This window comes from Duncaniella muricolitica (genome assembly GCF_910574735.1).
GTDB lineage: Bacteria > Bacteroidota > Bacteroidia > Bacteroidales > Muribaculaceae > Duncaniella > Duncaniella muricolitica.
Genome location: NZ_CAJTCF010000062.1, coordinates 1 through 26,073 on the forward strand (window position 1 = coordinate 1; position 26,073 = coordinate 26,073).

15 protein-coding genes are annotated in these 26,073 nt (G+C 46.4%); 11 read left to right on the plus strand and 4 right to left on the minus strand.

What is annotated here, in order from left to right; translation table 11 throughout:
* The first annotated feature begins 145 nt into the window (after positions 1–145).
* From QGT73_RS12765 to QGT73_RS12785, 5 genes are read left to right on the plus strand one after another with little or no spacing between them, the layout of a single operon-like run.
* Entirely contained in the window at positions 146–259 is a 114-nt protein-coding gene (locus QGT73_RS12765) for a hypothetical protein (protein ID WP_280122645.1), read from the plus strand.
* A complete protein-coding gene (gene mobB, locus QGT73_RS12770; RefSeq protein WP_280122646.1) occupies positions 238–1,587 on the plus strand; it encodes a conjugal transfer protein MobB in 1,350 nt (449 codons plus the stop codon). Before QGT73_RS12765 ends, mobB begins: the two co-directional genes overlap by 22 nt.
* A 26-nt stretch (positions 1,588–1,613) precedes the next feature.
* Entirely contained in the window at positions 1,614–3,614 is a 2,001-nt protein-coding gene (gene mobC / locus QGT73_RS12775) for a conjugal transfer protein MobC (RefSeq protein ID WP_280122647.1), read from the plus strand.
* 29 nt (positions 3,615–3,643) lie between these two features.
* Positions 3,644–4,096 carry a DUF1896 family protein gene (locus tag QGT73_RS12780; protein WP_280122648.1) on the plus strand — a complete coding sequence of 151 codons (453 nt, stop codon included), beginning with the start codon at positions 3,644–3,646 and terminating at the stop codon, positions 4,094–4,096.
* Positions 4,086–9,881, plus strand: coding sequence for a helicase-related protein (locus QGT73_RS12785; RefSeq protein ID WP_280122649.1), 5,796 nt, complete (start codon positions 4,086–4,088; stop codon positions 9,879–9,881). The genes QGT73_RS12780 and QGT73_RS12785 overlap by 11 nt, the downstream gene beginning before the upstream one ends.
* Before the next feature lie 87 nt (positions 9,882–9,968).
* Here the strand turns inward: QGT73_RS12785 and QGT73_RS12790 are convergent, their stop codons facing one another.
* The 4 genes from QGT73_RS12790 to QGT73_RS12805 are packed head-to-tail and all read right to left on the minus strand — an operon-like array spanning position 9,969 to position 13,236.
* Entirely contained in the window at positions 9,969–10,835 is an 867-nt protein-coding gene (locus QGT73_RS12790; RefSeq protein WP_280122650.1) for an alpha/beta hydrolase family protein, read from the minus strand.
* 13 nt (positions 10,836–10,848) lie between these two features.
* Positions 10,849–11,517 (minus strand): YczE/YyaS/YitT family protein, encoded by a 669-nt coding sequence (locus QGT73_RS12795; protein WP_280122651.1) that lies wholly within the window; start codon positions 11,515–11,517, stop codon positions 10,849–10,851.
* A 4-nt stretch (positions 11,518–11,521) separates the two neighbouring features.
* Positions 11,522–12,235, minus strand: coding sequence for a LytR/AlgR family response regulator transcription factor (locus QGT73_RS12800; protein WP_280122652.1), 714 nt, complete (start codon positions 12,233–12,235; stop codon positions 11,522–11,524).
* Entirely contained in the window at positions 12,232–13,236 is a 1,005-nt protein-coding gene (locus tag QGT73_RS12805) for a sensor histidine kinase (protein WP_280122653.1), read from the minus strand. Before QGT73_RS12805 ends, QGT73_RS12800 begins: the two co-directional genes overlap by 4 nt.
* Positions 13,237–13,373: 137 nt before the next feature.
* Here QGT73_RS12805 and QGT73_RS12810 point away from each other — a divergent pair, with 137 nt between their 5' ends.
* The 6 genes from QGT73_RS12810 (at position 13,374) to QGT73_RS12835 (ending at position 25,263) form a co-directional block, all read left to right on the plus strand.
* A complete protein-coding gene (locus tag QGT73_RS12810; protein WP_280122654.1) occupies positions 13,374–14,483 on the plus strand; it encodes an efflux RND transporter periplasmic adaptor subunit in 1,110 nt (369 codons plus the stop codon).
* Entirely contained in the window at positions 14,480–17,599 is a 3,120-nt protein-coding gene (locus QGT73_RS12815) for an efflux RND transporter permease subunit (RefSeq protein WP_280122655.1), read from the plus strand. The genes QGT73_RS12810 and QGT73_RS12815 overlap by 4 nt, the downstream gene beginning before the upstream one ends.
* On the plus strand, positions 17,596–18,945 hold the full coding sequence (locus QGT73_RS12820) for a TolC family protein (RefSeq protein WP_280122656.1): 1,350 nt from the start codon (positions 17,596–17,598) through the stop codon (positions 18,943–18,945). The genes QGT73_RS12815 and QGT73_RS12820 overlap by 4 nt, the downstream gene beginning before the upstream one ends.
* Before the next feature lie 22 nt (positions 18,946–18,967).
* Complete coding sequence (locus tag QGT73_RS12825) at positions 18,968–22,108, plus strand: SusC/RagA family TonB-linked outer membrane protein (RefSeq protein WP_280122657.1); 3,141 nt, start codon at positions 18,968–18,970, stop codon at positions 22,106–22,108.
* A 12-nt stretch (positions 22,109–22,120) separates the two neighbouring features.
* Positions 22,121–23,857, plus strand: a complete 1,737-nt coding sequence (locus QGT73_RS12830) for a RagB/SusD family nutrient uptake outer membrane protein (RefSeq protein ID WP_280122658.1) — start codon at positions 22,121–22,123, stop codon at positions 23,855–23,857.
* 131 nt (positions 23,858–23,988) lie between these two features.
* The gene (locus QGT73_RS12835; protein WP_280122659.1) at positions 23,989–25,263 is read left to right on the plus strand and encodes a sigma-54-dependent transcriptional regulator; all 1,275 of its coding nucleotides are present in this window, start codon (positions 23,989–23,991) and stop codon (positions 25,261–25,263) included.
* The last annotated feature ends 810 nt before the right edge of the window (positions 25,264–26,073 follow it).

Genomic DNA, 26,073 nt, shown 5'->3' on the forward strand with positions numbered 1-26,073 from the left:
GCGGAATTGACCCGAACAAGACTTTAAATGCTAAACTTGTCAAAGAACTCCTTGGCTTGGCGGTAGATGCCGCTTAGCCTATGAATAATTTTTTAACGAACTATTGGTGAAGGAGCTTCGCACAAATTTCACTGAGAAGAAAGCTATGACATATCTCTACAAGCTGGAGAAAGCCACCATAGATCTGGCAAAAGTCACGGCTGATGTAAAGGCGTTATCCATGCAGTTTGATGAACAATGGTCGCTAAAATCTCGATAGGATCATCGCTCTACGGGGCGTTGTCATACAACGGCATGAAGATGAACCGCGACGAGGGTCGTGTGCTTGGTGCCAACAAGATTATACTTCCGGCAGACGGACATATCGACATTGCCCGAATGGTGGAAAATTTCAACCTGTTCATGCCGAAAACGGGCAGGACAAAAAAGCCGGTGCTGCATATCTCCCTAAATCCGCACCCCGACGATAAGTTGACTGAGCAGCAGTATGAAATCCTTGCACGCGAGTATCTGGACAAACTCGGCTTCGGTGAGCAGCCCTACATAATTTACAAGCACATGGATATTGACCGCCACCATATCCATATAGTGACAGTCAATGTCAACGAGCAGGGCAAGAGGCTCAATCAAGACTTCCTATTCAGGCGCAGCAAGAAAATCACCACCGAACTGGAGGAAAAATACAATCTCCACAAGGCGCAACGAGAAAAAATCTCACCCGATATGCCCATACGCAGAATTGACCCGTCAGGCGACATCAAGCGTCAGGTTGCCAACACCGTCAAAATGGTCGGTATGCGCTATAAATTCCAGACCATCGGGGAATATAACGCCATTCTCTCACTATATAATGTAAGGTGTGAGCCTACCGACGGCAAAGTGAACGGGCGCGAGTATCACGGTCTTGTCTATTTCGCTACCGATGACAGCGGCAAGACAATCGCAACGCCTTTCAAGGCATCGCGCCTCGGCAAGTTTGCGAGTCGCACCGCTATTGACAGCAGGTTTGAAAGGGCTAAGGAAAAGATTGATGTTGCACCGACCAAGCGCAAAGTCGCCGATGTAATTGCCGTTGCTACTAACAAATCGGACTTCATCGCCAAGCTGAAAGAACACAATATTGATGTGGTTCTCCGCTATACGGAGGAAGGACGCATATATGGCGTCACGTTCATTGACCACAACACCATGACGGTATTAAACGGTTCCCAGTTAGGTAAGGAGTTTTCGGCAAACGCAATCAACGAGCGGTTCAACAATCCGGTAAATGCACCTACCGATACTCCCGATGTTGCGACACCTATTGTTGTTCCACCGATAGAGCCTACACCCGGCAATACAGGTTCTGACAATCAATCGCAGACCGACACGGCACAAGACGCTCAATCTTCGGGCGGTCAGCAACAATCCACAGGCGGACAAAATCAACACACTGTCACCCAATCCGTTTCCGACTTCGGCGATTACGACCTGCCAATTCCGGGGCTTGACCTGTTCCAGCAAGGGCAGTCGTTCAATCCCGACGAGGAGGAATTCCGCCGTCGTATGCAGCGTAAAAAGAAGAAAGGACATCGCCCGAAATTCTAACAATCCACTTTTCAAAAATTACAATTATGAGCCAACAAGAGGATGACCTCAGAGCGTTGGCAAAGATTATGGACTTCCTGCGGGCGGTCAGTATAGTGCTGGTTGTCGCCAACCTTTACTGGTTCACCCGCGTGGAAGCCACCGACAGCGGCTGGTTCATTTCAACCGTTGACAAGATCTGCGCCAACTTCAACCGCACCTGCGGACTTTTCAACAACACTTTCAACTCAAAACTTTTCGCATTGCTACTGCTGGGGCTATCATGTTCCGGCACCAGAGGCGTGAAAAACGAGAATATAACATGGCGTCACATAGGCATCGCCATCTCCACAGGCATAATCCTGTTCTTAATGAACTGGTGGATGTTGCCACTCGGTTACCCGTATCTCTACATCGGCACTACCGCGGCCGGCTACATCTGCCTGCTGATGGGCGGAATATGGGCTGGTCGTATGCTGAAAAACAATATGATGGACGACCGCTTCAACGACGAGAACGAGAGCTTCATGCAGGAAACAAAACTAATGGACAATCAATACTCCATAAACCTGCCGACCAGATTCTACTATCAGAAGAAATGGCACAAGGGCTGGATTAACGTCGTCAACCCTTTCAGAGCCACTATCGTGTTGGGTACTCCCGGTTCGGGCAAGTCGTATGCCGTCATAAATTCCTTTATCAAACAGATGATAGAGAAGGGTTACAGCGGCTATATCTATGACTTCAAGAGTCCCGATTTGAGTATGATAGCCTACAACCATCTACTCAGTCACAAGGAGGGCTATGGTAAGGTCAAGCCGAAATTCTATATGATAAATTTTGATGATCCTGAGCGGAGCCACCGGTGCAATCCTATTCACCCCGATTTCATGAGCGATATCGCCGACGCATACGAAAGCGCGTACACTATTATGCTCAACCTCAATAAGTCATGGGTGAGCAAGCAGGGCGATTTCTTTGTGGAGTCACCGATTGTACTGTTCGCCGCGATAATATGGTATCTCCGCATTTACAAGGGAGGAAAATATTGCACATTTCCCCATGCCATAGAACTTCTGAATAGAAGATACGAGGATTTATTTCCCATTCTTACAAGCTATCCGGAACTGGAAAACTACCTTTCACCGTTCATGGACGCATGGCAGGGAGGCGCGGCTGAGCAGTTGATGGGGCAAATCGCATCGGCGAAAATCCCGCTTTCGCGTATGATTTCGCCTCAGTTATACTGGGTTATGACCGGAGATGATTTCTCTCTCGACATCAACAATCCGAAAGAGCCGAAGATACTGTGTGTCGGCAACAATCCCGACCGCCAGAATATCTATGGCGCGGCACTGGGTCTGTATAATTCCCGTATCGTCAAAATTATCAACAAGAAAGGTATGCTGAAAAGCGGTGTGCTGATTGATGAACTTCCGACGATATATTTCAAGGGTCTTGACCAGCTTATTGCCACCGCCCGAAGCAACAAGGTTGCAGTGTGCCTCGGCTTTCAGGATTTCTCGCAGCTCAAACGCGACTACGGCGACAAGGAGGCGGCGGTAGTGATGAACACCGTCGGAAACATCTTTTCCGGGCAGGTCGTTGGAGAAACCGCCAAGACACTTTCCGAGCGGTTTGGCAAGGTTCTCCAGAAGCGGCAGTCAATCTCAATCAACCGTCAGGACGTTAGCCATTCTTTCAACACGCAGATGGACAGCCTTATTCCTCCGAGCAAGATTTCAACTCTCACGCAGGGATTGTTCGTCGGGGCGGTCTGTGACAATATCGACGAGCGCATAGACCAGAAGATATTTCATGCCGAGATAGTGATTGACAGCGCGAAGGTCAAGGCTGAAACAGACCGCTACAAACCTATCCCGATACTCACAGACTTCCACGACGACACTCCCGAAAAGTCGCGCATGAAGGCTATAATCCAACGCAACTATGAACAGGTGAAAGCCGATGTGATACAGATAATCTCCGACGAGAAACAGCGTATCATGGCAGACCCGGAACTCAGTCACCTTTTCCCGCAACAATAGAAAACAACCACCACTTAATCCACAATCCAATGTTACAATTTACAGGAGGTTATTACGACCTCGATTATTACCGTCTGTATCTGCTAAGATACCTGTCGCAAAACAATTTCGACATAGCCACCGACCATCCGCAGATTGCCGCCAACTCCGACCGTGCCCTTGACACATACGAGGAAGCACGGCGCAACGGGGCAAGTGTGCCGGAGGCGGAGGAACTGGCTCTATCTGTGTTGTTCACCAACATAGGCGAGTCGGAGTTTGACATCGTTGCCGATATTCTGCTTGAATATTTCGGCGATACCCTCAACGTGGATTACGAGCCTGCCGCCCACTATTGGGCGCGCTGGGTCATTGACAACGTGCCGAACCTCTTTGACGGTTTTGACCGCACTCAGGTAGGCATAGACCGTGAGGAGCTTGACGAAAAGCGCGACATACTGATAGGCCGTATCACTCAATTCTGCGTGGACAATGGCTTATAACCGTATGCAGAAAATGCGTGACAACATCGAGGCGATACGCACAGCCTTCGCCCTGAGCGTTGAGCGCAGACCGCCGGATGACGCGGAATGGGAGATATTATCCAAGTATGCTGGCTTCGGAGGACTGAAATGTATCCTCAATGACGCCAACGAGCTTGCCGACGCAGCCAAGTGGACGAAATCCGACCGAGAGCTGTTTGCCCCGACAGTAGAACTTCGGCGCATAATTCACAACCATTCAAAGGATGACAGGGAATTTAAGCGTTACATGGACTCTCTGAAAGCGTCCGTGCTTACCGCCTACTATACCCCTAAGCACGTTGTTGAAGCCATATCCCAGACTCTGCAACAGGTGGGAGTGGAGCCTCAACGCTTCCTCGATCCCAGCGCGGGGGGCGGTGCCTTTGTGGACGCTTTCACATGGGTAAATCCCCGTGGCGAGAGGATTGCGTTTGAGAAGGACGCATTGACAGGGCTGATACTGTCCAAACTGTACCCGCAGACCGACGTTCATATAGAGGGCTTCGAGAAACTGGATACCGATCACGAAAATTATTTTGATGTCGCGGCATCGAATATCCCGTTCGGTGATATCGCCGTGCCTGATCCGGTGTATGCCACCAGTGACAACATAGCTTACAGGAAATCGGTGTCGGCTATACATAATTATTTCTTCCTCAAAGGTCTTGACGCGGTTCGTGAGGGCGGCATCGTCGCATTCATAACATCGCAGGGAGTGATGAACGGCAAAAGCCCGTTTGTCAGAATGGAGCTGATGAAGCGTGCCGACCTCGTTACCGCTTTGCGCCTGCCAAACAATACATTCATCGACAGTGCCAACACCGAGGTAGGCAGCGACCTTATCATATTGCAGAAGCACTCTGGCAAAACAGGCTTCACACCGGACGAGAAACTTTTTATACAGTCAACCGCCGCACAGGACAGCGGAATACCCAACAACCGCTATTTCATAGAAAATCCAACGAATATTATCTGCACGGGAGCGAAAGAGGACACCGATCCATACGGAAAACCGGCATTGGTCTATACCCATGACGGTGGTGTTGTCGCAATCGGCGAGGATATGCGCAAGGTTCTCTATGCGGAGTTCGGACTACACCTCAACCTTGACCTGTATCACGGTAAACAGCAAAAGGCACATACTGTATCCGCTTCTATATATAATAAGGTGGAGAAGGAAGAAAAGTCACAGCCTGACATTGTGGATGTTGAGGCGGTGGAGGTAACGCCAAAACCTGCACAGGTAATTTCGCAGAGAGCCGATGAAATAGAAACATCGGGCAATACTGTGCCGGTGAATGACAGCCACGAAAGATACGACCCGAAAATTATGATGTATAATCTTTTCGGTGAACTGGTGGAGATACCCGGCGCAAAGAAACGCCGCAGCAAGCGTCAGGTGGTGCCGAAGGAACAGAAACAAAAACCGGATCAACCGGCTAAATCGGCTGAGGTCAAAGCGGCTACCGCATCACCCAAAGCAAAAGCAGCCAAAGCTGAAATTCCCGTGCAGGAACCCTCCGACACCGGATTCAGACCTCTCTCCGATGAAAAATTGAAATTTTACGGTTCTCTCAACTGGGATGACAACCCGCCGATAAACGGTTTTTACACCACTATGATGGAGATTGCCCACCGTCAGCTCATGGAGCAGGAGGCGGAAAGGCAACGCATGGAAGCTGCAAAAAATCAGGATAAATATAATATTCCCGATACTCCATATATAGAAATAACCGAGGGCGACTTCATTCCCGGTGTGCCTACTGGTGTCAAGAAGCGCACCATTATCCCGATTGAGGATGTAAACAGAGAGCCGGATATGTCGCCCCGTCCGTTCTCGGAAGATATGCAGTTTTTCCACAAGGAGGGTTCAATGGTATGCGACAGAGGTCAGGTCGGCTTTCTCTCGCAGGTCAGCCGCATGGGAGCCACCTTCACACCGCTCCAGCTCAAGCCGGAGCAGGAGAAACGCGCCATGCTGTATATTACCCTGTCGGAAACATATCAGCAGCTCTACCATTACGAAGCGGAAACACACGAGGCAAGTGACGAACTGCGCGAACATATAAACCAGTATTATGATGAGTTCGTGGAGAAATTCGGGCATCTCAACGAGCGTGAGAATGTGAAGTTCATAAAAATGGACTCCAACGGGTGTGACGCTCTCGCCCTTGAACGTGGCGACAACGGGCTGTTCGTGAAGGCTGACATCTTCGACCGCCCGGTATCGTTTGCCGTTGACGAGGTTACATCCGTCGGCACTCCTATGGAGGCTCTGTCCGCTTCGCTCAATAGGTTCGGCAAGGTGGATTTCCCCTATATGTGTTCTCTTGTCGGCATGGACGAGGCGCAGATTATAGAGAGTCTTGACGGACGGATATATTTCAACCCGCTCATGGGTGAGTACGAAATCTCCGACCGCTTCATCGCCGGAAATGTGGTGACAAAGGCTGAGCTTATTGAACAATGGATTGCCGACACAGGTGACACCGATCCGCGTGTGGCGGCATCGCTCAAAGCCTTAAAAGACGCATTTCCCGAAAGGATACGCTACGAGGAGCTGGACTTCAACTTCGGCGAGCGTTGGATACCCGCCGGCATCTATGCTGAATACATGTCATATCTCTACGGCACCGAAGTGAAGATTGCATATTCCTCGGCGATGGATACTTTCTCGGTGACAAATACCAATGATACAGCCAAAATAACACACGAATACTGCGTAGAGGGTAAGTTCAGGCATTACAATGGAATGTCACTCTTGCGCCACGCCCTGCACAACACCACCCCTAACATCAAGAAATCAATAGGCAAGGACGCGAACGGCAAGGACATTCTTGTTCCTGACCCGGAGGCGATACAGCTTGCCAATACAAAGATTGACGAAATCCGCGATGGCTTTACAGAGTGGCTCGACAACCAGAGCGACGAGTTCAAGGAACGGCTCGTTGACCTCTACAACCGTCGCTTCAACTGCTTTGTCAGACCGCGCTACGACGGTTCCCACCAGACATTTCCCGGCATAAACATGAAGCTGCTTGGCGAAAGGCTGAATGTCAGGTCAATATACCAATCCCAAAAGGACTGTATATGGATGCTATTGCAGAACGGCGGGGGTATCGCGGATCACGAGGTCGGCACGGGTAAAACCCTGATAATGTGTATAGCAGCGCACGAAATGAAGCGTCTTGGTCTTGCCCACAAGCCGATGATTATCGGGCTTAAAGCCAATGTCGCCGCCATTGCCGAAACCTACCGCACTGCGTATCCGGACGCCCGCATACTTTTTGCCGATGAAAAGACTTTCTCCACCGCCAATCGTGTGAAATTCCTGCGGAATATGCAGAATAACGACTACGACTGCATAATAATGTCGCATGACCAGTTCGGTAAAATCCCGCAGTCGCGCGATTTGCAGGAGGAAATAATGCAAGCGGAGCTTGACACGGTGGAGGAAAACCTCAATGTTCTCAAGGAGCAGGGAAAGGACATCTCCGTAGGTATGCTCAAAGGACTTCAAAAACGGAAGGCGACTCTCGAAAAGCGACTTGAAACCATACGCTACAAGATGGAAAAGGAGAAGGACGAGGTGCTTGACTTCAAAAGCATGGGCATCGACCATATCTTTATTGACGAGAGCCACTATTTCAAGAACCTGACCTTCAACACCCGTCACGACCGTGTGGCCGGACTCGGCAATTCCGAAGGGAGCAAACGCGCCCTTAACCTCCTTTATGCCATACGCACCATACAGGAGCGCACGGGCAAAGACCTCGGAGCAACCTTTCTGTCAGGCACTACAATCTCCAACTCCCTGACGGAGCTGTATCTTCTTTTCAAATACCTGCGCACCAATGCTCTGGAATCGCAGCAGATAAACTGCTTCGACGCATGGGCGGCGATTTTCGCAAAGAAAACGACCGACTTCGAGTTTACCGTAACCAATACGATAGCCGCCAAAGAGCGTTTCCGCTATTTCATCAAGGTGCCGGAACTCGCAGCCTTCTATAACGAGATCACCGACTACAAGACCGCGGAGGATGTGGGTGTTGACCGTCCGGAGAAGAACGAAATCATGTGCAATATCCCGCCCACGCCGGAGCAGGAGGAATTTATCAAAAAACTGATGGTGTTCGCCCAGACCGGCGACGCCACAGTGCTGGGCAGACTGCCTCTTTCGGACAGCGAGGATAAGGCGCGTATGCTCATAGCCACCGACTATGCCCGCAAGATGTCGCTTGATATGCGCATGATTGACCCGGAATATGGCGACAACCCCGGCAACAAGGCGAGTATCTGCGCCGCCAAAATCGCCGAATACTATCGACGTTTCGACGAATACAAAGGCACGCAGTTTGTTTTCAGTGATTTAGGAACTTACAAGCCGGGCGAGTGGAGCGTGTATGCCGAGATTAAACGAAAACTCGTTGAAGACCACGGCATACCCGCAAGCGAGATACGCTTCATACAGGAGTGCGGCACACAGCGGGCGAAAGACCGTATGATTGCCGACATGAACGCCGGAAACGTAAGAGTTCTGTTCGGTTCGACCTCAATGCTGGGAACAGGTGTCAACGCCCAGCAACGCGCCGTTGCAATCCATCATCTCGACTGCCCGTGGCGGCCCAGCGACTTGGAGCAGCGCGAGGGACGTGCCATACGCAAGGGTAACGAGGTTGCCAAACTCCACAATGACAACAAGGTGGATGTCATAATCTATGCCGTTGAACGCTCACTCGATGCCTATAAGTTTAACCTCCTTCACTGCAAGCAAACCTTCATATCCCAGCTCAAACGCGGGGCGATGGGTCTTCGCACAATCGACGAGGGTAGCTCTGACGAGAAATCCGGTATGAACTACTCGGAATATGTGGCTATCCTGTCGGGCAACACAGACCTTCTTGAAAAGGCGAAACTTGAAAAGCGCATAGCCGCTATGGAGAGTGAACACCGTTCCTTCAACAAGGGTCTTGGCGACAGCCGTGCCAGACTTCGTGACATCACCGACGAGGTTGAAAAACTGGAAATCATTATCGGCAAGATGGAGGCGGATAACACCCGCTATGCCGCAGTCGTTCAGCGCGACAGTGAGGGCAACCCGGTTAACGCCCTGAAACTCGACAACTGCCAGTTTACCGAAGAGGATCGCATGGGCAAATACCTTCAGGCGTTGGTGAAAAACACTAACACACATGGAGAATATGTCCGTGTCGGCGAAATCTACGGCTTTCCGGTGTGTATCATATCGGAGAAAGCAATTGTTGACGGAGTTGAGGCAGTCCACAACCGCTTTGTGGTGGAAGGTCAGTACAAATACACCTACAACAATGGCAATCTCGCAATGTCAGACACCCATGCCGCCTGCATGAACTTCGTCAACGCCCTTGAAAAACTCCCCGACACAATCCGCCAGCACCGTGAACGTGCCGAGAAAAAGCGTGGCGATGTGCCGACCCTTGAAGCCATCGTGTCGCGCACATGGGGCAAGGAAAACGAACTGAAAGCCCTCAAATCCCAACTTGCCGCCCTCGACCGCAAGATTACCGCCGAACTGGCACCCACCCACGAAGTGCCAGACGACCGTATGGGAGTCAACAATGAGGAACAGGACAGCGTTGAGAATAAACCAACTTCCACCGTTGAAGTCAATACCACTAAGGTGGACGCTCCTTCAACATCTGGCGACCAGAAAAAGACGATGGTAGCAGAGCCATTGCACCAATATATTAAAAGCACAGGTTTAAGAACATTTCATGCTATATAATAAAATCAACAAAGCTAAATTCTGATATATCCATATATTGGAATTTAGCTTTGTTGATATATAAGTCGGATTAATTTTTGAATTATGTTATTTCGATGTTTTTAATGCCTTTATCAACCAATCTGTTACCAGTTTTACTGCATAATTCGGGGCAATTGTATAAGTATGGTCTTCCCCCGGTATAAGTATCAATTCACTATTATTGATGACCTTATTATAAAGTTGAGCATATGTGTAAGGCACAACCTGATCTGCCATACCATTTATAATCAACGCAGAGCCATTGTAAGCAGAAGCTGTTTCATATATTGGAAGAGTCATCGCCGACTGGATGTATGCACGTCCCAACTTCAGACCACGGGGCAATTCATAATAAGGTTGGTCAAGATGCCACGGATCAAAATGTGCGCCTTGTGTAATGCCTCGAATTGCATCCTCACGTAGAACAGCAGCCGCAGATAGAAGCACCTCGCATTTTATCTGTTCACTACCGCAGTCGCCGCTTACCATTGAAGTAACAACACCGCCTTGAGAATGACCGACAAGTGAAATGTTTTCAGTGACAGGTAACGCTCTTACATACGAAATGACACACAACAAATCTTCATTTTCATTAAGGACGGTCATATTCTGAAATTCGCCCTCACTTTGTCCACAACCGTTAAAATCATAACGTAGAACTCCGATTCCATTTTCGTTAAGAACTTGGATTATAGGTTCCCAGAGATGGAAAGTCATATCTCCGCCAAAGCCATGTGATAATATGACCATAGGGCATTTTTCTCCTGTAGCTAATACAGGGAGAGAGATTTTTGACGCTAACTTTCCTTGTGAGCCGTCGATAAAGAACAGTTCGTTATTATTCGGCATCATATTTGGGGTGTTTACTGCATTAATGGATTCCATACCAATAAAAACAACCAACAGTAACGCAAGTGTTTGTAAATATTTCATAATTATGAATAATTTATTTCATTAATCCAAATGATAATTTACGCATATTAGAACGAGTGAAAATTTTTGTAGTCATAAAGGTGACAATATACCCTGTCATAAGGGCGGCAACCACTGTTCCTTCCCGTATTCCATCTATTTTTCCTGCCATCGCCCATGACAATGCAGCAGCACCTATTACAAGCGCAACATCAAACAACACTTTGGTCGTTCCGAATGCTTTTCCGAATCTTAATGAGGTATATTTGACAAAGCCTTCCGCACTCATCATAGCTACATTGGGGTTGATTTCCAAAGAAACGCCAACACCCTGCATCAAGCACCCTAAGACTAATACAGACAAGGCCATTGAGTATGTTGTTATCTGAAAACCATCTAATAACCACATATTAAAATCTATAAATATGGAAAATGGGATAGAAAATGGTATTTGAAGTAATATCTCAACATAGTCCTTTCTTGATGCAAAGTGGCGGGCAAGAATAAGTTGACCGACAATCAGTGCCATATTAAAAATAAAAGTGGCCGCACCAAGAGTCAACGAGGTGTTTAATGACAATATGTAATTCATACTGGAAATAGGCGTTGTGCCTAAGGATGATGTTACTATTAACACCATTCCTAATGAAAGGCAGTATAAGCCCAAAGTAAAAATAAGGTAACGTACAATTATATCTTTCATATTCTTATATCTGATAATTATTGCTCATTCTTTCCAACAGATTTTCTACATATTGCCGACCGACAGGCAATGACAATCCGGTAGACAATTTGACAGACTGTCTGTTAAAGCTTACAATTTTATCAACCGGAGTTATATAGGAACGATGGATTCTTACAAAAGCATTTATCGGCAGTATTTCCATTATGGCTTTCATACTGCTTCTGGAAATTATGCAGCCACCGTTTGCCCGATAAATCTTGGCATAATTTTCCATTGCTTCAATATACATTATCTCATCGGTGGATATGGAAATATTCGCATACTCCTGTTTTACTATTATTGTCTTTGGTCTATGATTGATTTTAAGAAAGGCAACCCTTCTTGACGCTTTTTCCATCGCAACCTTAAATCGGTCAAAGGAAAACGGCTTGTGTAGGAAATCAACAGCGTCAAGGTCATAGCCATCCAACGCATATTGAAGATAAGCGGTAGTGAATATGATTGCTACATCAGACCCGATTTCTTTTGCAATGCTTAATCCGTTGATATCATTCATTTCAATATCAAGAAAAACTATATCGGGCTTGCTTCTTAATACCGCTTCAAGACCGAGGCGTGGGTCGGAATAAACAGCTATGTCAATGTTGCCGAGCCTGTCACAGAATTGAGAAATGACAGACAGTGCAATCGGCTCGTCATCAATGGCGATGCACCTTATAACAGTATTGTTTGTCATAAATCAATCTCCAAGCGTATGAAATAAACACCTTCTTTCTCTTCAATCAGTAATGTGTGCATGTCGGGATACAGTAGCCCCAGTCTTGCCCGACAATTTGCCAATCCTATTGAAATTTCGTTTTCGCATTTTTCTTTCATGATATTGTTTGTAACTGAAAAGCGCAAATGCCTGTTTTTCAATGCGGCGTTAATCTGGATTTTACAGTCACGGGTAGATGAACTGCCATACTTGAAGGCATTTTCGACAAATGTTATCAAGATCATCGGGGGAATCAGAATTGTATCGTCATCAATATCATATTCCCATACGACCGAAGTGTGGCTGTTCAGTCGCAATAGCTGTAACGCAATATAATCATGAATATACTTTATCTCATTCCCGATCGGGATAAGTTCGAGATTTACTTGGGTGTACGTGTATTTCAATATCTCTATGAACTTGACAAACGCATCTTCTGTTCTCTCGGATTTGCTTATGGCAAGACCATATAATGTGTTCAATGTATTGAACATGAAATGAGGATTTATCTGAGCTTTATATAACGACAGTTCTGCTTTATTTTTTTGTTCTTCAAAATCTTTTTTCACAAGTATCTGGCGGAACAATTCAAGCATCAATGAGGTGGAAAGTCCGTACCCGCTTACGACAAGAAACATAAACCAAACAGGCTGCGCTCGTAAATGCTCGTGCAGTCTGGGATGATTTGACAATATGGGCATGGCGTCATCAGGATAGGGGAATTGTGAGAGCAGAAACGCGGCAACAAGCATTACAGCGACAATGATTGCAACTTTCGCAAATTTTCTGCGCATGACCAATTGTGTTATGTTGGCAAAACGAATAGCAAAATATACGCAATACAGAAACAGGATAAGTGTAACTGCGAATGATGTGTATTTCTCCATCCATTTCTCAACCGGCACAAGCGCGATAATCAATGGAAGGAATACACAGCAAAAAAGGAGGTCAATATATAATTTTATTTTCTTTGAATCCATAGTGCAAAATTAGCTCTTTTAATTGTCTGAACCAAAGGATAGTTCAGTTGTTCGTCAACACATTCCGTAGTTCGTCAATACATTTTTTGAATGGAGTGCAACGAGGTCTAAATTTGTGGTAAAAAACTAAATCAACAATGTCGAAAACGCCCTTTTTTATTCTCATTGCATCAATGCTCGTTATCAGTTCGTGCAATGATAAAAAAACGGGAGATACTACTCCCGTCGATTATCCTATCGAAGTGATTGACACTACCCATCAGACACTTAATACAAATTACGCAGCAACTGTCACCGGATGTCAGACAGTAGAGATACGACCTCAGGTAGATGGTATGCTTACGAAAATATGTATTCGTGAAGGTGATGCCGTAAGGAAAGGACAGGTACTTTTTGAAATCGACGCAGCTCAATTTCAGGCGGCATACGATATTGCCGAGGCAAATGTCAACAGTGCGGAGGCGGCAGTATCCACCGCACAATTGGTCCTTGACAGCAATCAAGAACTATATGAAGAAAAAGTCATATCCGATTTTGAACTGAACACTGCCAAAAACGAGCTTTCTGAAGCTAAGGCAAAGCTAAAACTGGCAAATGCCGAACTTGAAAAGGCAGCCACCAATCTTTCTTATACGAAAGTAAAGTCACCTGTCAACGGCGTGGCAAGTATGATTCCATATCGTGTTGGTGCGCTCGTAGGAAGTAACATTACAGAGCCACTTGTCATTGTCAGCGATGACGGTGATATTTTTGCATACTTCTCGATGGCTGAAACACAAATGCTTGAGATGGTAAGGCAGTATGGTTCTATGAAGGATGCACTGGGAAATATGCCGGAAGTGGAGTTTCAGATGAGCAATGGCGAAATTTATCCGGTAAAAGGTCATATTGATGCAGTAAGCGGTACTATAAACAATTCAACCGGAGCAATAAGTTTCAGGGCTGTTTTCCCGAATCCGGACCGCCTGTTAAGGGATGGTGCCACCGGTGCGGTGATTATCCCTGTGGTTTATGACAACTGTATTGTGATTCCGCAGAGTGCCACATACGAACTTCAAGATAAAGTATTTGCCTATAAGGTTGTAAACGGGAAGGCAAACTCAACTGAAATAAAAATTGTGCCGAATAACAACGGTCGGGAATATATTGTATCCGCCGGACTTGAAATAGGCGACACAATCGTATCCGAGGGAGCCGGACTATTGAAAGAAGGAACAGTCATCAATACAAAAAGCAAGAGCAAATGACAATAAAGACTTTCATAGACCGACCGATACTGTCCTGTGTGATTTCGGTTGCGATTGTACTTTCAGGACTAATCTCTCTGATGGGTTTACCCATTGAACAGTTCCCTGAAATAGCTCCACCTACCGTAAGTGTTTCTGCCAACTACGCCGGAGCAAATGCCGAGACTATTCAGAAAAGCGTCATTGTGCCCATAGAGGAGGCGATAAACGGTGTTGAAGATATGTTGTATATGGTTTCTTCTGCGACAAACACAGGTTCGGCAAGTATTCAGGTATATTTCAAACAAGGTACCGACGGTGATATGGCAATGGTAAATGTCCAGAACCGTCTTGCATCCGCACAAGGTCTTCTTCCGGCAGAAGTTACAAAAAGCGGTATCAATGTCCGAAAGCGTCAGACATCAAGGATAAAGACGTTGGCATTATATAGCCCCGATGGCACTTTCGATCAGAAATTTCTTACCAACTACATGAAAATCAACATTGAACCTCGTCTATCGCGTATTGCAGGCGTAGGTGAGGTTGATATAAAAGGTGCGGATTATTCATTGCGTGTATGGCTTGATCCCGGCAAAATGGCTCAGTACAAACTTATGCCGTCAGACATACAAAAAGTGCTTGAAGAGCAAAACCTTGAATCTCCAACGGGAACACTCGGTGCTGAATCAGACAATACATTTCGATATACACTCAAATATCGGGGGCGATATGAAAATGAGAGTGATTTTGAGAATCTTGTAATAAAGGCACTCCCGGACGGTTCAGTCTTGCGGCTCAAAGATGTAGCTAAAATAGAACTTGGCTCAAAGACGTATGAGTACCTCGGCTCAGTCAATGGAAAACCCGGTACAACGTGCATGATTTCTCAAACATCCGGGTCAAATGCGAATGAAATCATTGAAGCAATAGACAAGGAAACAGAGAATATAAGACAAAGCCTTCCCAAAGGAATGGAGCTTGTGGATCTGATGAGTACAAAAGATTTCCTTGACGCATCCATTCACAAGGTTCTCAGAACTTTATTTGAGGCAATTGTGCTGGTAGTCCTTGTTGTATATGTATTCTTGCAAAGTTTCAAAGCTACCATCATCCCCACTTTGTCGATAATTGTGTCGCTTATAGGAACATTTATATTTTTGAACATTGCAGGATTTAGTCTGAATCTGATAACTCTTTTTGCACTTGTGCTTGTAATCGGTACGGTGGTTGACGATGCAATTGTTGTCGTTGAGGCTGTTCAGGCTGAATTTGATAAAGGCATCAAATCACCGTATAAGGCTACCGTAGAAGGTATGGGAGGAATCACTGCGGCTCTTCTTACTACCACTATTGTGTTTATGGCTGTTTTCATTCCCGTGAGCTTCATGGGAGGCACAACCGGCACATTTTACACTCAATTCGGTCTGACAATGGCTGTCGCTGTAGGCATATCGCTACTCAACGCCATGACTCTGAGTCCAGCCTTGTGTGCATTGATAATGACTCCACACGACACTGACGGTAAACGGAGTTTCTCGTCAAGATTTCACACAGCGTTTGATGCCGGGTTCAACCGACTGGTAAATCGCTATACATCAGGGGTGAAATTTATGATTTCACGCAAGTGGCTGACTCTTGTACTACTCGTTGTAGCCGGAGGTAGTCTTTATTACATGATGATGACTACAAAAACAGGTCTTGTTCCACAAGAGGACATGGGAGAGATTAATATCGATGTGCAGACTCCGGCAGGAACAAATCTTACCGAAACGATGAAAATCATGGAGGAAATAGACCGACGTATAGCCGATATACCGCAAATCAAAATTTATTCAAAAACCGCCGGCATGGGAATGATGAGCGGCATAGGTTCGTCCAGCGGAATGTTCAATATCCGAATGAACGACTGGAGCGAACGTACTGATGATGGTGACGATATAAACTCTGTCATTGACGAGATATATCGACGGACTGCGGATATTACAGGTGCCAGACTGATTGTCTTCACACGTGGAATGATTCCCGGATATGGAGTGAGCAATGGCTTCGAGATTCATGTACAGGATCAGAAAGGCGGCTCAATAGAAGACCTCAAACAGGTGACAAACAAAGTAATTGCAGAACTGAATAAACGTTCCGAAATAGCACGTGCGTCAACGTCATTTGACACAAAATATCCGCAATATCTTGTTGAGGTTGATGCAGCAAATGCTTTGAAGCATGGGGTGCAGCCGGGTGATGTGCTTAACGCACTCTCAGGTTATGTGGGTGGAGCCTATGCCTCCAACATAAACCGTTTCTCTAAACTTTATCGTGTTATGGTTCAGGCTTCTCCCGAATTCAGACTCGACACAAAGGCATTGTCAAATATTTTCGTAAGAAATGCGTCCGGAGAAATGACACCTATAAGTCAGTACCTTAAACTGAGACGTGTCTATGGTGCGCAATCTCTGTCAAGATTCAATCTGTTCTCATCGATACAGGTAAACGGAACACCGGCTACCGGATATAGTTCAGGCGAGGCTATTGATGCCGTCCGCGAGGTATGTGCGGCAACCTTACCTGCTGGTTATGGATATGAGTTCGGAGGAATGAGCCGGGAAGAGTCTTCATCAGCAAACTCAACGGTTTTCATATTCATTGTATGCGTTGTGTTTATATATTTGATTCTTTGCGCATTATATGAGAGCCTATTTATTCCGTGGGCTGTATTGCTGTCTGTTCCGTTCGGACTTGCCGGTAGCTTCCTGTTTGCACGCATGTTCGGGCTTGAAAATAACATATACCTTCAGATAGGTTTGCTTATGCTGATCGGACTGCTTGCCAAAACAGCCATACTTATGACTGAGTATGCCTCTGAACGCCGTCGTTCAGGAATGTCAATCATAGCTGCTGTGACCTCTGCTGCTCAGGCACGTTTACGACCGATACTAATGACTTCCTTATCAATGATTTTCGGAATGATACCATTGGCGTTTTCTACCGGCGTAGGCGCAAATGGCAATATATCAATCGGTGTCGGTACTGTCGGCGGCATGATTATCGGCACTGTGGCACTGTTGTTTATCGTTCCGGTTCTTTTCATTGTTTTCCAGACTATTGAAGAACGAATAATGCCTAAGAGAGAAAAGAAATGAAAACAAAGCTATACATTTTATTATTCCCCGTATTCCTGTCATTATGCGGGTGCGGATTATACAGCAATTATAATTCCCGGCCTCTCGAATATGATGCCAGCAATCTATGTTCTCATGATTCTATTTCACAGCCCATATCGGCAATCTCATGGAGAGAACTTTTTACTGACAGTTATCTTGTCAACTGGATTGACAGTGGCCTTAGCCGCAACACTGATCTGCGTATTGCACAGATAAAAGTCGATGAAGCCGCCGCCACACTAACAGCATCACGATTGGCGTTCCTCCCTTCTGTGAATATATCTGCCGATGCAAGTGTGTCAAAAGAGTCCGGCAATAAGTTCAGTATCGGGCCGTCAGCTTCATGGGAACTGGACATTTTTGGTAAACAGCGAAATCTTAAAAAAGGAGCTGAGGCTGCTTTTTATGGCTCAGAGGCGTATCGTCAGGCAGTTCAGACATCGCTTATAAGCACCATTGCCAATGGCTACTATACGCTCCTTATGCTTGATGAACAGCTATCTATAAGCGAACGGACATTAAAGACTTGGGATGAGAACATAAGGGTGCTTCAGGCATTGAAGCGGGCTGGTCGTACAAATGAGGCCGCTGTGCTTCAAGCGCGAGCCAATCGTATGAAAGTTGAAAATTCCACATTGACATTGCGAAGTCAGATAACAGCACAGGAAAATGCAATCAAGTCATTACTCCTGATACCGGATATGGATATGTCAAGAGGAAGTTTTGATGCGCAGATGTTTCCAGACACGTTGTCGTGTGGAATTGCGTTGGAATTGTTATCCAACCGTCCGGATGTCAGAGAGGCTGAATATCTGTTGCAGCAATCTTTTTATAATGTAAATGTAGCCCGTGCGGCGTTCTATCCTGCTGTGTCATTATCGGGTAATTTAGGGTGGACTACCGCCTCCGGTACAATTGCCAATCCATCATCATGGATAGCCGGAGCAATCGGCTCGGTTGTCGCTCCGTTGTTCAACAGGGGAACAAACAATGCCAATCTTAGAATTGCAAAAAGTGAATATGAGATAGCCTTTTTGCGTTTTCAACAAAAATTATTTGATGCCGGCATGGAAGTGAATAATGCTCTTAGTGTATGGCAGACAGCAAAAGACAGAGTTACACTTGACAAGAAACAGATTGTTGCATTAAAGGGTGCTGTGCATAACACACGGTTGCTGATGAGAAACACATCAACAAATTATCTTGAAGTATTGACCGCCCAACAACGATTGTTGGAGGCCGAATTGACAGAGGCTTCAGATCGTTATGACGCAGTTCAGGCAATAATTACGCTTTATCATGCTCTCGGAGGAGGCTCAGAATAATGTTTAACCAATCATTGTTGAAATGAAACAAGTATCAATTTTAGCAGTGGCATTCGTTATAGGCTTAAATGCCTACGCCACAACTCTAACAGATACTATTGCAACTCAGACAACAGGCCGAATAATAGCCCATAAGGCTATATCGGGAACAGTAACAGACCGAAAAGGCCAACCAGTTATAGGTGCAACAGTAAAAGTGAAAGAAGATGTAAGAAAAAATGCTGTCACAGATATAGAGGGTAATTTCAAAATATCAGATATTCCTGATAGTTGCACTCTGCAAGTATCGTATATCGGCTTTATGCCAATGGAAACGAAGGTAACACCTGATAAAAGTGAATATTCCATCACTATGCGGGTCAACCATTCTGTTCTTGACGAAGTTGTGGTGGTAGGCTATGCCACTCAGAAAAAGGTGGATCTTACAGGTGCAGTTTCCTCTGTAAGTGTTGACGCCCTTGAAGACCGCCCCATAACAAATGCCACAAACGCTCTTGCGGGACTTGCTGCCGGTCTGACCGTGACCAACTCCGGAGGCAACACACCCGGATTTGAGGCTCAGAGTATTCTGGTCAGAGGTCAAGGTACGCTCAATAATGCCGCGCCACTTGTAGTGGTTGATGGAATGACAGGTATCGCTCTCAGTGACATCAATCCGCAGGACATCGAGAATATATCGGTGTTGAAAGATGCGGCATCGGCAGCTATTTATGGTTCACGTGCCGCAAACGGAGTCATACTTGTGACTACTCGCCACGGTTCAGAACGCGCCCCAAGAGTGACATACAGTGGTAATATATCTTTTGAAACCGTTGCTAAGAGATTAAACCTTGTAACTGATTATGCCGACTTTATGGAGATACAGAATGCCGGACTCGTCGCCAATGGTCAGGCTCCACGCTTCTCGCAGGGAAAGATAGACGAATGGCGAAATGATGCAGGACGTAATCCTACTGTCTATCCAAATACCGACTGGCAGGATCATATATACAGAAATCCGTCGGTTGTACAGAATCACAACCTGTCGGTGACCGGTGGCTCCAAAACTGTAAAATACAATATTTCGTTAGGTTATGTCAACAATCCCGGCATGATATATTATACCGACTATAAACGTTATCAGCTCCGTTCCAATATTGATGTAAACATTAAGCCGTGGCTAAGCGTAGGCACAAATCTGTTCGGATATATCGACGAAAACAACCCTTCGTCGGAAAATGCCGCTGCCGGAGGTGATGTTATTTTCGGCTCCGGAGCATTCAACACTGTTCCGGGAATGACTCTTTATGACCCGGCAACAGGTCTGTATGGCGGAATACAGAACCCTGAGGAAGAGAATGTGAGCAATTTCAACCCTTACCGTCGCCAGTGGTTCTATGATACTGATTACCCGACAAAGACCAAGCGGTCGGTGATGAAACTTTATGCACGTCTTATGCCCGTCAAAGGGCTGACCATACAGGGCTCGTTTTCTTATAACCATTGGGAGCGTAATGTTGAACACCATCTGACCGACCGCGACTTGTTCCGCTTCACGTTCGATGGTCCTGTGCTGATTCGTGAGGGTGTAGTGCGAACCTATATTCGCCGCTATAATTACAAAAACACGTTCCGTTCATCAGAACTTACAGCACGGTATAAATTCAATGTCAGCAAGCTCGGAATAGACCTCTTTGCCGGCATGAGTCAAGAATATAACAAATACGACCAAGACTATTATATAAAATATGACCTTGTTGACCCCTCATTGGGGGCGATTGATGCAGGTATGACCAACGGAAGCATAACGGGCAACTACAACGAGTGGGCCATGCGGTCTTATTTCGGACGTGTAAATCTTAACTGGGATAACCGATATCTTCTTGAGGCAAATTTGCGAGCCGACGGATCATCAAAATTTGCACCCGGTCACCGATGGGGTTATTTCCCATCTGTTTCAGCCGGCTGGAGAATATCTGAAGAAAAATTCATGCAGAATACATCGTCGTGGCTCAATCAGTTGAAGTTGCGTGCATCGTATGGCTCTCTTGGAAACAATGCAACAACGAGCTACTACATGTACCAGTCGCTGTTTGCCACAGCCAATTATATTCTCAACGGCAATATAGCCGGCGGTCTTGCACAGACAGTCCTTGCAAATCCCAGTCTTACTTGGGAAAAGACATATATGACAAACATCGGTCTTGACTTTGCCTTCCTGAACAACCGTCTCAGCGGCTCTGTGGATATATATAATAAAGACACCAAAGGCATCCTCATATCACTTCCGGCTCCGTTGGAACATGGTACAAGTGTAGTCCCCAACCAAAATGCCGGAGAGGTGAACAACAAAGGCTTTGAGCTGGATCTTCGCTGGAACGACCGTATCGGAAAGGTGTCATATAATGTAGGCTTCAATATGGGTTTTGTAAGCAACAAGGTCACAAAATTTCAAGGCGACGTGTCATCAATAAGCGGAGTTTACAAGACACAGGAAGGCAAACCGATTAATCAGCTTTATGTGATAACGGTAGATCGTATTGTGCGCGACCAGTCAGACCTCGACTATGTTCAGAGCCTTGTTGACAAAAACCCTGATTACTTCGCTACTTACCAGCGGCCTGAACTCGGCGACTTCCTGTATCGTGATGCCAATGGTGACGGTAAACTTGACACGAACGACCGCGTAGAGATTGGTTATGGAACATTGCCGCGTCTCACCTATGGAGCCAACCTCGGCTTGGCTTGGAACGGTTTTGATTTCAGCGTGTTGTTTCAGGGAGTCGGCAACCATCAAGTTTATTACAACAATCAGGCGTTCCGGTTCGTAACTGTCATGGGGCAGTCACTGATAAAAGATATAACCGATAACGCATGGACTCCGGAGAATCCGTACAAATCGAAGTATCCTATGTTGCGCAACAACGCCAATGGCAAAAATAATATTGCCAGCGATGCTTTCGTGCATAATGCAGCTTATTTCCGCTGCAAGAATATACAGCTGGGTTACACAGTCCCGAAAAAGATTACCAAAAATTTCTTTGTCGAGAATCTAAAAGTATATGCCAGCATTGACAATCTCTTCACAATAACCGATTTTCCGGGATTTGACCCGGAAGTTGGTGCCAATGTAGGTTATCCATCCGTACGCCAGTATTCGGTCGGACTTAATGTTTCCTTTTAACCAATGAATAATATGAAGAATAAATATATAGCAAGCATTGTTGCCGCAGCCGCAATAATGAGTGGATGCGAGAGTCTTGACTACATACCCGGAGACCAGATGTCGGGACAGACATTCTGGCAGACCGAAGACCATGCGCGTCAGGCCGCAGTCGGACTGTATGCCGCGATGAAAGCAGACTGGTGCTTCGGACTCGAATTTACTTTCGACATGTGCACCGACCTTGCAGATGGCACAACACCGTGGTCGGATATCTCGCGGGGTACAGCTTTCGCTTCCAACAGTAGCGGCGTGCAGAACCACTGGCAATATCTCTATGAGCTTGTTCATCGCTCAAACACTGTTATACGTAATGTAGCGAACATGCCAATCAGTCAGCAGACCATTGACCGTGTGACAGGAGAGGCAAAATTTCTTCGCGCAATGGCTTATTTCCGTATGCTCAACTGTTGGGGTGGTGTGCCGTATTATGATGAGAGTTGCGATATAAACGAGCAGTTCGCAAATCTTGACTCGCCCCGCAGCTCTGCTGACGAAATTCGTCAGTATGTAATCGACGACCTCACCGACGCTATCGCCAAACTCCCCGTAAGTTGGGATGCGGCTGACCTCGGACGCGCCACAAAGGGAGCGGCTTACGCTCTTCGCGGCAAGGTTTATCTTTTCAACCGTCAATGGAACGAGGCAATTGCCGATTTTGAGGAGATAGTCTATAACAAAAGCAATAACTATGGCTACTCCTTGCATCCCGATTATAATGAGCTTTTCCGCTTATATAATGGCAACCATAGCCCCGAAATGATATTCTCCATACAGTCTATCGACGGCAACACAGCCGGATATGCACTGAACATAGTCGGATATTTCGGCAACAAATCCACTATGAGGCTGATAGCGAGCAACTGCATCGTTCCATCAACTACGCTTGTGGACATGTACGAGAATCTCGATGGATCTCCATTCAATTGGGATGACTTGTTCCCCGGATTCAACTCCGGCGGCTCAGAGTTACGCCGCAAGTATATGAGCGTGGCTATTGATCAGGGAAGCACAAAAGTAACCGACTTGTTGGAGTGTGACACCACAAAAGTGATGGATGCCTACCGTCTGCGCGACCCTCGATTGTGCCTGAACGTGATAACTCCGTACTCTCATTATCTCGGCACCGATGCCGGCTCCAACCCGATGGACAAACAGTTCGTTCTTGCCGACCCGACCAAAGGCGGCGCGCCGATGGAAGCAATGGCATTCATCCGCAATTCAGAGGGCTGGAACTCTTATTTCTGGCGCAAATGGATACCTACCGGCAATCTTGACGGATATTGGGGTGAGTATAACCGCACACCGTATGAATTCCCTCTTATAAGACTTGGAGATGTGATACTTATGCTTGCTGAGGCGTATAACGAAAGCGGAGCTGTCGAAAAAGCGGTAGCGGAAGTTAATAAAATCCGAGAGCGCGTTGGTATGCCGGGACTCAACAGCGGAGCGTCGTGGCTTGCTGTCGCAGGACACGATGATATGGCAGACCGCATTAGGAGAGAACGGGCTTTTGAACTCGCAGGAGAAGGACTGCGATACTGGGATTTGCGCCGTTGGGGTATGCTTGAAGAATCAATAAAGAATGCTACCGACATATTCGGCGACCTGATGTACACACGCTCATATCAGACCCGCCATGAATTATGGCCGATACCGCTTGTCGAAATGGAGCGCAACCTCAATCTGACACAAAACGAAGGCTGGTAAATGACGTGCATATTCATTTCCTCTCTTACTTACATGCGGGCATCGTCAATTTAGGCGATGCCCGTTCTTCTAAGCACTTGGATAAATTGGTTATTGTTAACCAGATTGTTTAATACATAAATATTTATACAATGAACAAAATCCTCATTGTTGATGCCTCCGAATCAGACCGTCGGCTTATGGCGGGCTTGCTTGTCAAGTCCGGCTATGAGCCGATTGCCGTCGAGACGATGGAGGCAGCAAAGGACGAGGTGGCGAAATTGCCACCCGGCGCAGTCATTGTTGCGGCGATGAAATTCGTCCGTGGCACAGCGCAGGAGTTAATCAACTGGCAGAAGACGGAGGGATACGGATTTCCCGTAGTCGCCATAGTGGACAATCTCAATCCATTGGATATTGCCGATGTGATGAAAGACGGCGGTGCCGTCAACATCATTCAGCGTCCGGCAATGGACAAGCAGCTTGTTGAAACAGTGGGCAGGTATGCAAGACCGGGCAGAACAATGCTGTTACTCCCTGACGAGCTTATCCCACGCCAAAGCGAGGCATTTGCCGGGATTGAGCGGGCAATAAGAAATATTGCCGCGACGGATGTCAATGCCGTCATTTTCGGCGAATGCGGCTCAGGGAAAGAGCAGATTGCAAAAGAGATTTACAGGCTCAGTTCACGTTCACAAAAGCCATGCACCGTCATAGAAGCCGGCGGTGCGGCACTTGTCGGCAACCACGACCCTGCAAATCTGCGCAGCGAAGTGCTAAACCGGATGGAAGGGTACTTCAAGAAGGCTGACGGCGGTACAATCATCATCAAGAACGTGCAGTTGCTGAACTTCGAGAAACAATCGGTGCTTCTGCACATACTTGAAAACGAGCATCCGAATGTGAGGGTTATATGCACCGCAGATCCCGAACTGCGCCGTATGGTGTCTGAAAAGACGTTCCGCCCAAATCTGTTCTACACACTACGACAGGTTGACGTAACAGTACCGCCATTACGGGAGGTGACCGAAGACATCGTGCCGTTGTCAGACTATTTCCTGACACGTTTTGCCCACAGCAGAGAACAGCACAGGAAAAAGCTCGATGCCTCGGCAGTCAAAGCGTTGAAGTTGCACCCGTGGCCCGGCAACGTAAGGGAACTGAAAGATACCGTCCTCTATGCCGCATTCCATTCAAAGACAGATATAATATCGGCAACCGACCTCAATTTCAGCCAGTCGGAGCCTGATACAGATGACAGCCTTGCTCTGCGTAAGCCGCAAAAAGACAAGGAGAAAATCATTGAGGCATACCGTCGCAGTGGTTCTTGGACAGGAGCGGCAAAGCTGTTGGGAATATCGGAACGCGCTCTGATAGAACAGCGTAAAAAACACCGCATCGGCAAGAAGGGCGAGCCGGAGGTTTGACAACTCATAAAAAATCACTAACTTTGCAGTGTTAAAATAGCAAAGACTGCGGTTGTAGAGTCAATCGCATCAAATTTATAGGATAACATAACTTCCGCATAAGTTCTATTGAGAATCTGCAAAATTCATTAATGACGAGCTTGGCGTGATGCTTATGCTATGCTTACTGCATAGCGTATAGTATTCAAGCTATCGTCATAGGTATTGCAGAACCTTCAATAGTTAGCGTAGATATTATACGCTATTTTTTTGCCTTAATCTAATCAGTCATTTTTCATTTTAAGGATATATTTCACGCTTAATCTTCAGGTTTATTTACTATCCAGCGTGAAAGCAAAAATTTAACCATTGTAAATTTTATAAGATTAAGAGATTGTTGTTTAGCGGATTATCGATTTTAACACGCCTCCGATCACCTCAATTTTCAACCATTCGGTTATAATTTCAACCGAGGGCTATTCCTCGCAAACCAAAGCCAAAACAACCGAATGGAAACAAAAAATCCCCCCAACGCCACCGACTTCGTAAAGAAGTCTTCCACGAGAAATAAAAAACGTTCATTCAAGCGTAAGTTCGACAGAAAGCAAGCATGTTCCGCTCCTGTGTGCGATGACAATGCGGAGAATATCGGCCCAAGCCGAAATATTGAAATGCAGTCAACTAACCCCTAAAAAGGGAGCAAATTCAGTGTAAAATGGGTCAAGCCGAAATGGCGGTGCATGGATTTTGAGAAAAGTGTTAAATTTGCGGTATGAAAACCGCAGATGCAATATGGATGTGCCTGCCCGAGGGCATGGACGAACTATTTGA

Coding starts and splice junctions, on each gene's coding strand:
- QGT73_RS12765 (WP_280122645.1), top strand. CDS start 146: ATGACATATCTCTACAAGCTGGAGAAAGCCACCATAGATCTGGCAAAA.
- mobB (WP_280122646.1), top strand. CDS start 238: ATGGTCGCTAAAATCTCGATAGGATCATCGCTCTACGGGGCGTTGTCA.
- mobC (WP_280122647.1), top strand. CDS start 1,614: ATGAGCCAACAAGAGGATGACCTCAGAGCGTTGGCAAAGATTATGGAC.
- QGT73_RS12780 (WP_280122648.1), top strand. CDS start 3,644: ATGTTACAATTTACAGGAGGTTATTACGACCTCGATTATTACCGTCTG.
- QGT73_RS12785 (WP_280122649.1), top strand. CDS start 4,086: ATGGCTTATAACCGTATGCAGAAAATGCGTGACAACATCGAGGCGATA.
- QGT73_RS12790 (WP_280122650.1), bottom strand. CDS start 10,835: ATGAAATATTTACAAACACTTGCGTTACTGTTGGTTGTTTTTATTGGT.
- QGT73_RS12795 (WP_280122651.1), bottom strand. CDS start 11,517: ATGAAAGATATAATTGTACGTTACCTTATTTTTACTTTGGGCTTATAC.
- QGT73_RS12800 (WP_280122652.1), bottom strand. CDS start 12,235: ATGACAAACAATACTGTTATAAGGTGCATCGCCATTGATGACGAGCCG.
- QGT73_RS12805 (WP_280122653.1), bottom strand. CDS start 13,236: ATGGATTCAAAGAAAATAAAATTATATATTGACCTCCTTTTTTGCTGT.
- QGT73_RS12810 (WP_280122654.1), top strand. CDS start 13,374: ATGTCGAAAACGCCCTTTTTTATTCTCATTGCATCAATGCTCGTTATC.
- QGT73_RS12815 (WP_280122655.1), top strand. CDS start 14,480: ATGACAATAAAGACTTTCATAGACCGACCGATACTGTCCTGTGTGATT.
- QGT73_RS12820 (WP_280122656.1), top strand. CDS start 17,596: ATGAAAACAAAGCTATACATTTTATTATTCCCCGTATTCCTGTCATTA.
- QGT73_RS12825 (WP_280122657.1), top strand. CDS start 18,968: ATGAAACAAGTATCAATTTTAGCAGTGGCATTCGTTATAGGCTTAAAT.
- QGT73_RS12830 (WP_280122658.1), top strand. CDS start 22,121: ATGAAGAATAAATATATAGCAAGCATTGTTGCCGCAGCCGCAATAATG.
- QGT73_RS12835 (WP_280122659.1), top strand. CDS start 23,989: ATGAACAAAATCCTCATTGTTGATGCCTCCGAATCAGACCGTCGGCTT.